This is a genomic window from Verrucosispora sp. SN26_14.1, from assembly GCF_004307965.1.
Lineage (GTDB): Bacteria > Actinomycetota > Actinomycetes > Mycobacteriales > Micromonosporaceae > Micromonospora.
In genome coordinates, this window is record NZ_SISL01000375.1 from 1 (window position 1) to 5,671 (window position 5,671).

Below are 5,671 nucleotides of genomic sequence, written 5' to 3' on the forward strand. Positions count from 1 at the left end.
ACCCCGGACCGGTGCCGCCGCAGGGCGGGCCGCCGACACCCGAGGCGCCCACCCGCACCCGGGTGGTGCTGGCCGAGGTGTCGCAGCGGCAGCGCCCCGCCGCCGGTACGCACACCGAGCTCACCCAGCAGACCCGGGTCGGTGAGGCCCTCGTCCGTGGACTGGTCCGCGCCCAGTTGGCGCTGGCGTTGCAACTGTCGGCGGTGGTGCTGGTCGGGCTGGGCGGCCTGCCCCTGTTGTTCGCCATCGCGCCGTCGGTCGGGCGGATGACCGTGCTCGGCGTCAACCTGCCGTGGCTGGTGCTCGGCGCGCTCTCCTTCCCGTTCCTGGTCGCGGTCGGCTGGACGTACGTGCGGCTGGCCGAACGCAACGAGCAGGACTTCACCGACCTGGTCCAGCGGCCGGAGCGCTGAGTGGGCAACGACCTCGTCGTACCCGCGATCGTGGCGGTCACCCTGATCACGCTGGGGATCGGGTTCTACGGGCTGCGGCTGGCCCGCACCACCTCCGACTTCCTGGTCGCCTCACGGGTGGTCAGCCCGACCTGGAACGCCGCCGCGATCGGCGGGGAGTACCTCTCGGCGGCGAGCTTCCTCGGCGTGGCCGGGCTGGTCCTCAAGTACGGCGTCGACGTGCTCTGGTATCCGGTCGGCTTCGCCGCCGGCTACCTGGCCCTGCTGCTCTTCGTGGCGGCACCGTTGCGCCGCTCCGGGGCGTTCACCCTGCCCGACTTCTGCGAGATGCGGCTCGGTTCCCGCCGGTTGCGGACGCTCGCCACCATCTTCGTGATCTTCATCGGGTGGCTCTACCTGGTCCCGCAGTTGCAGGGCGCCGGGCTGACGCTGGCCACGCTGGCCGGTTCGCCGTACCCGGTGGGTGCCCTGGTGGTGGCCGCGGTGGTGACCGCCAACGTGGCGCTCGGCGGGATGCGCGCGGTCACCTTCGTGCAGGCGTTCCAGTACTGGCTCAAGCTGACCGCGCTCGCCGTACCCGCCATCTTCCTCGCCCTCCAGTGGCAGTCCGACGGACGTCCCCCGGTGACGCCGCCCGACGGGCCGACGTTCCGGACCGCGACCACCGTCGTGGTCGAGCACCGCGCCGTGCTCACGCTGCCCGACGGTGAGACCCGGGAGGTACGCCCCGGCGACGAGTTGACCTTCGCAGCGGGTGAGCCGGTGCCGGAAGTCTCCGGAGTGGCGACCGGATCGGCCGAATGGCTGCTGCCCAGCACCGCGGCCGACGACGACCGGGGGCTGTTCGCCACGTACTCGCTGATCCTGGCGACCTTCCTGGGCACCATGGGGTTACCGCACGTCCTCGTCCGCTTCTACACCAATCCGGACGGGGCCGCCGCCCGCCGGACCACGCTGGTGGTGCTGGCGCTGGTCGGGGTCTTCTACCTGCTACCCACGATCTACGGTGTGTTGGGTCGGATCTACACCCCGCAACTGCTGGTCAGCGGGCAGACCGACGCGGTGGTGGTGCTGCTGCCCGAAGCGGCGCTCGGCGCCGGGACCACCGGCCGGCTGCTGGCCGCCCTGGTCGCCGCCGGTGCGTTCGCGGCTTTCCTCTCCACCTCGTCCGGCCTGCTCACCAGCGTCGCCGGAGTGATCTCCACGGACGTGCTCGGCCGTGGCTCGGTACGCGGCTTCCGGCTGGCCACGGTAATCGCGGGCGGGATCCCGACGGTGCTCGCGTTGAACGTCTCCGGGCTGGACGTCTCGCAGGTGGTCGGGCTGGCGTTCGCCGTCGCCGCGTCCAGCTTCTGCCCACTGCTGGTACTCGGCATCTGGTGGCGCGGGCTCACCGACGCGGGCGCGGCGGCCGGCATCCTGGTCGGCGGCGGCGCGGCGATCTCGGCGGTGCTGGTCACCGTGCTCGGCCCACCGCTGTCCGGCTGGCCGGCCACCCTGACCGCCCAGCCCGCCGCCTGGACGGTGCCGCTGGCCTTCACCGTGATGGTCGCCGTCTCGCTCGCCACCCGCCGCCGCGCCCCGACCGACATCGCCCGCACCATGCTGCGCCTGCACGCCCCCGACGCCCTCCGGCGGTAAGGAAGGGCCCCCTGCTAACGCCTGCGGTATAGGAGGGGTCCCCTGCTAACGTCCGTCGGCGTGCAGGGGCGGCTGGCGCGACGTCCGACTCGGGGATGAGCCGTGAATCGTCCTCCGGAGGGTCGGTGCACTGGTCAGGACCGGATACGGTCGGGATCATGACTGGTGAGCACCCGGCGCTGGCGCTGCGCGGCCTGGCGAAGAGGTTCGACAGCAAGGTCGCGGTGGCCGGCGTGGATCTGGACGTACCCGCCGGCTCGTTCTACGGCCTGCTCGGCCCGAACGGCGCGGGCAAGACCACCACGCTGTCGATGGCGGTCGGGCTGTTGCGGCCCGACGCAGGTGGCGCCCAGGTACTCGGGCACGACGTGTGGGCCGACCCGGTCACCGCGAAACGGCTGCTCGGCGTGATGCCGGACGGCGTACGCCTCTTCGACCGGCTCAGTGGGTCCGAGCTGTTGGCGTACCACGGCCTGCTGCGCGGCATGGACCCGGCGGTGGTCGACCAGCGTGCCGGGGAACTGCTCGACGTGCTCGCCCTCGCCGACGCCGGCCGCACCCTGGTGGTGGACTACTCGGCGGGTATGAAGAAGAAGATCGGCCTGGCCTGCGCGCTGCTACACGGGCCGCGACTGCTGGTGCTGGACGAGCCGTTCGAGGCGGTCGATCCGGTCTCGGCCGCGTTGATCCGCGACATCCTCCAGCGGTACGTCACCGGCGGCGGCACGGTGGTCTTCTCCAGTCACGTGATGGAGGTCGTGCAGCGGCTCTGCACGCATGTGGCGATCCTCGCCGAGGGCACCATCAAGCGGGTCGGCACGCTGGAGCAGGTACGCGGCGAGCGCTCGCTGGAGGAGGTCTTCGTCGAGGTGGTCGGCGGGCGTACCGCAACCGGTGAGGAGCTGGCGTGGCTGTCTCAGTGACCACCCCGGCGAAGCCGGTACGGGCCATCTCGGCCCGGCACTTCGTCCGGCTCAAGCTGCGGGTGATGGCCAACAACTTCCGTGGTCAGGGCTGGCGGGTCGCACTGTTCCTGATCGGGTCGCTGTTCGGGCTCTGGATCGCGGTGGGCGCCTTCTTCGGCCTGGCCGCCCCCGGGCTGGCGGGCAACGACACGTACGCGCTGCTGATCGCCGCGCTCGCCGGCAGCCTCACCGTGCTCGGCTGGATGCTGCTGCCGCTGGTCTTCTTCGGCGTCGACGAGACACTCGACCCGGCCCGTTTCGCGCTGCTGCCGTTACCCCGCCGCACCCTGGTCAAGGGGCTGTTCGCGGCGGCGCTGGTGAGCGTACCGGCGATCGCCGCCCTGGTGGCGTTCTCCGGCCTGGTGGTCACCGCCGGTGTCTTCGGCGGCTGGTCCGCCGCCGTGGTGGCCGCGCTCGGCGTCGTCCTGGGGCTGCTCGTCTGCGTCGCCGGTGCACGGGCGGTGACCAGCGCGTTCGCCACCATGCTCCGCTCCCGGCGGGTCCGTGACCTGGCCGCCGTCCTGCTGGCGGTGCTGGCCGCGATGCTGGGGCCGTTGCAGATCGCGGGCGTGGCCGCGCTCGGCGAGGTCAACTGGGACCGATTCGTCCCGGTGGCGACGGTGCTGGGCTGGACCCCGCTGGGCGCACCCTTCACGGCCGGTATCGACTTGGCCCAGGGCCGGGTCTGGGCCGCCCCGCTGAAGCTGGCGATCGCCGTGCTCACCATCCTCGCGCTGTTGGCGTGGTGGTCGCGGTCGCTGGAGTCGGCGATGGTGGGTGCGGCGAGCACCGGGTCGACCCGTGTTCAGGCCGGACCCACCGGTGGCGCGGTCGCCCAACTGTTCCCCCGTGCGGCCGGCTGGCTGCGCCGGGACCAGTTCGGCGCGCTGGTCGCCCGGGAGGCCAGGTACTGGTGGCGGGACGCCCGGAGGCGGGCCAACCTGATCACCGTCGCGGTGGTCGGTCTCTTCGTGCCGGTCATGGTCAACTTCGGCGCGCAGGGCTTCGCCTTCGACAGTGATCAGGGCTTCAGCGTCGGCGACTCGTCACCGGTGCTGGTCAGCGTCTCCATGCTCTTCGTCGGGCTGCTCGCCGCCGTCACCCTGGCCAACCAGTTCGGCTTCGACGGCAGCGCGTACGCCGCGAACGTGGTGGCCGGCGTACCCGGTCGACAGGAACTACTCGCCCGGATGGCCGCCTTCTCGCTCTACGTCCTGCCGATGCTGGCCGTGGTCGCGGTGGTGATCGCGCTGGTCCTCGGCGAGCCGGCGTGGATCGGGTTCATGGCCGGCGCACTGGTCGCGACGTACGGTGTCGGGCTGGCGGTCAACTCGTTCATCTCGGTGCTCGGCGCGTACTCGCTGCCGGAGACGAGCAACCCGTTCGCCATGAACAGTGGTGCCGGCGTGGCCAAGAGTCTGCTGACGCTGCTGTCGATGGTCGTCACCGCCGTGCTCGGCGTACCGATGGTGGTGGCCGCCGCGCTGCTCGGCGACACCTGGCTCTGGCTCGGTCTGCCGCTCGGCGCGGTGTACGGCGTCGGTGCGGCACTGCTCGGCGCGTACCTGGCCGGCGACACCCTGGACCGCCGCCAGCCCGAACTGCTGGCCACGGTCACGCCGCGCCGCTGAACGACGGCGGGACGGCACCCCGGGCGCGAAGCGCGGCCTGGACCTCGGCGACGAAGCCCTCGAAATCCGCACGGAGGCGCTTCGCGGTGACGTGCAGGATGATCCAGTCGCGGCCTACCAGCCGGTTGAGCCGCCTGCGGTCCGAGTGGAGCTGCTCCGGGTCGGCATGCCAGAGACCGTCGTACTCCACCGCGACCCGATAGTCCGGCCAGGCGAGATCGAGACGAGCGACGAAACGGCCCCGATCCGACACGACCCATTGGGTACGGGGCCGGGGCAGCCCGGCCAGCACCAGCCGTACCCGGGTCCGGGATTCCTGGGGCGACTCGGCACCGGCGCCAGCGAGATCGACTGCTCGGAGCATCGCCCGCCAGCCACGACGCCCCGCCCGCGCGAGGGCGTACCCGCGAAGCGTGGACGCGTCGGCGAGTCGGCGCGCCAACAACACGTCGATGACCACCACCGCCTCCACCAGGTCGAGCCAGAGCGCCAGGTCCCAGCAGGTACGTTCGGGGGACGTGACAGACGTACCCGCGCGATCGAGGATGTCACCCGGGTCGATGGGCCCGCGACGGATGCGCAGACCAGCGATGACACCGACGCGTACGCCGCGCGGCACCACGACGTCCACCGGCTCGTCGGCGGCGACCTCGGCGCATCCGTAGAGTGCCGCAGCGGATCGGCCGGCGATCGCCCCGGCCGACGGGATCAGCCACCGACCGACAGCGGTGCACCTGACCCGGTGGGTCACCGGCAGTTGGGCGTCCGCGTACACGTCTCGGAAGAGTGAGCGCCAGGCGGAACTGCGGAGGTCGTTGCGGGTAAGCAGGCCACTGGTGACCGCGTGAGACCCACGGAAGATGCGCCCCCGCAACTGCGGAGGCCGACGAGGCGATCTGGACATGCCACCGACGATGGCAGTCACCACACCCCGCGCGCCGCCCCTGTGGATAACGCGGCTCCCTGCGCCCGTGCCGCCGCCTGTCGGCGGCCCCACACGCCCACGGGCGCCCCCGCACGA

The 5,671-nt window shown here is 72.0% G+C and carries 5 protein-coding genes; 4 read left to right on the top strand and 1 reads right to left on the bottom strand.

Annotation, left to right across the window (positions count from 1 at the left end; genetic code table 11):
- Window positions 1-11 precede the first annotated feature (11 nt).
- The 4 genes from EYA84_RS24765 to EYA84_RS24780 all read left to right on the top strand — a co-directional run bounded on the left by EYA84_RS24765 (window position 12) and on the right by EYA84_RS24780 (window position 4,650).
- Complete coding sequence (locus EYA84_RS24765; protein ID WP_131055831.1) at window positions 12-413, top strand: hypothetical protein; 402 nt, start codon at window positions 12-14, stop codon at window positions 411-413.
- Complete coding sequence (locus EYA84_RS24770) at window positions 414-2,054, top strand: cation acetate symporter (RefSeq protein ID WP_131055824.1); 1,641 nt, start codon at window positions 414-416, stop codon at window positions 2,052-2,054.
- A gap of 158 nt (window positions 2,055-2,212) precedes the next feature.
- Complete coding sequence (locus EYA84_RS24775; protein ID WP_131055826.1) at window positions 2,213-2,977, top strand: ABC transporter ATP-binding protein; 765 nt, start codon at window positions 2,213-2,215, stop codon at window positions 2,975-2,977.
- Window positions 2,962-4,650, top strand: a complete 1,689-nt coding sequence (locus tag EYA84_RS24780; RefSeq protein WP_131055828.1) for an ABC transporter permease — start codon at window positions 2,962-2,964, stop codon at window positions 4,648-4,650. The genes EYA84_RS24775 and EYA84_RS24780 overlap by 16 nt, the downstream gene beginning before the upstream one ends.
- Here the strand turns inward: EYA84_RS24780 and EYA84_RS24785 are convergent.
- Entirely contained in the window at window positions 4,634-5,554 is a 921-nt protein-coding gene (locus EYA84_RS24785) for an endonuclease domain-containing protein (protein WP_131055830.1), read from the bottom strand. The genes EYA84_RS24780 and EYA84_RS24785 overlap by 17 nt on opposite strands.
- Window positions 5,555-5,671: the final 117 nt, after the last annotated feature.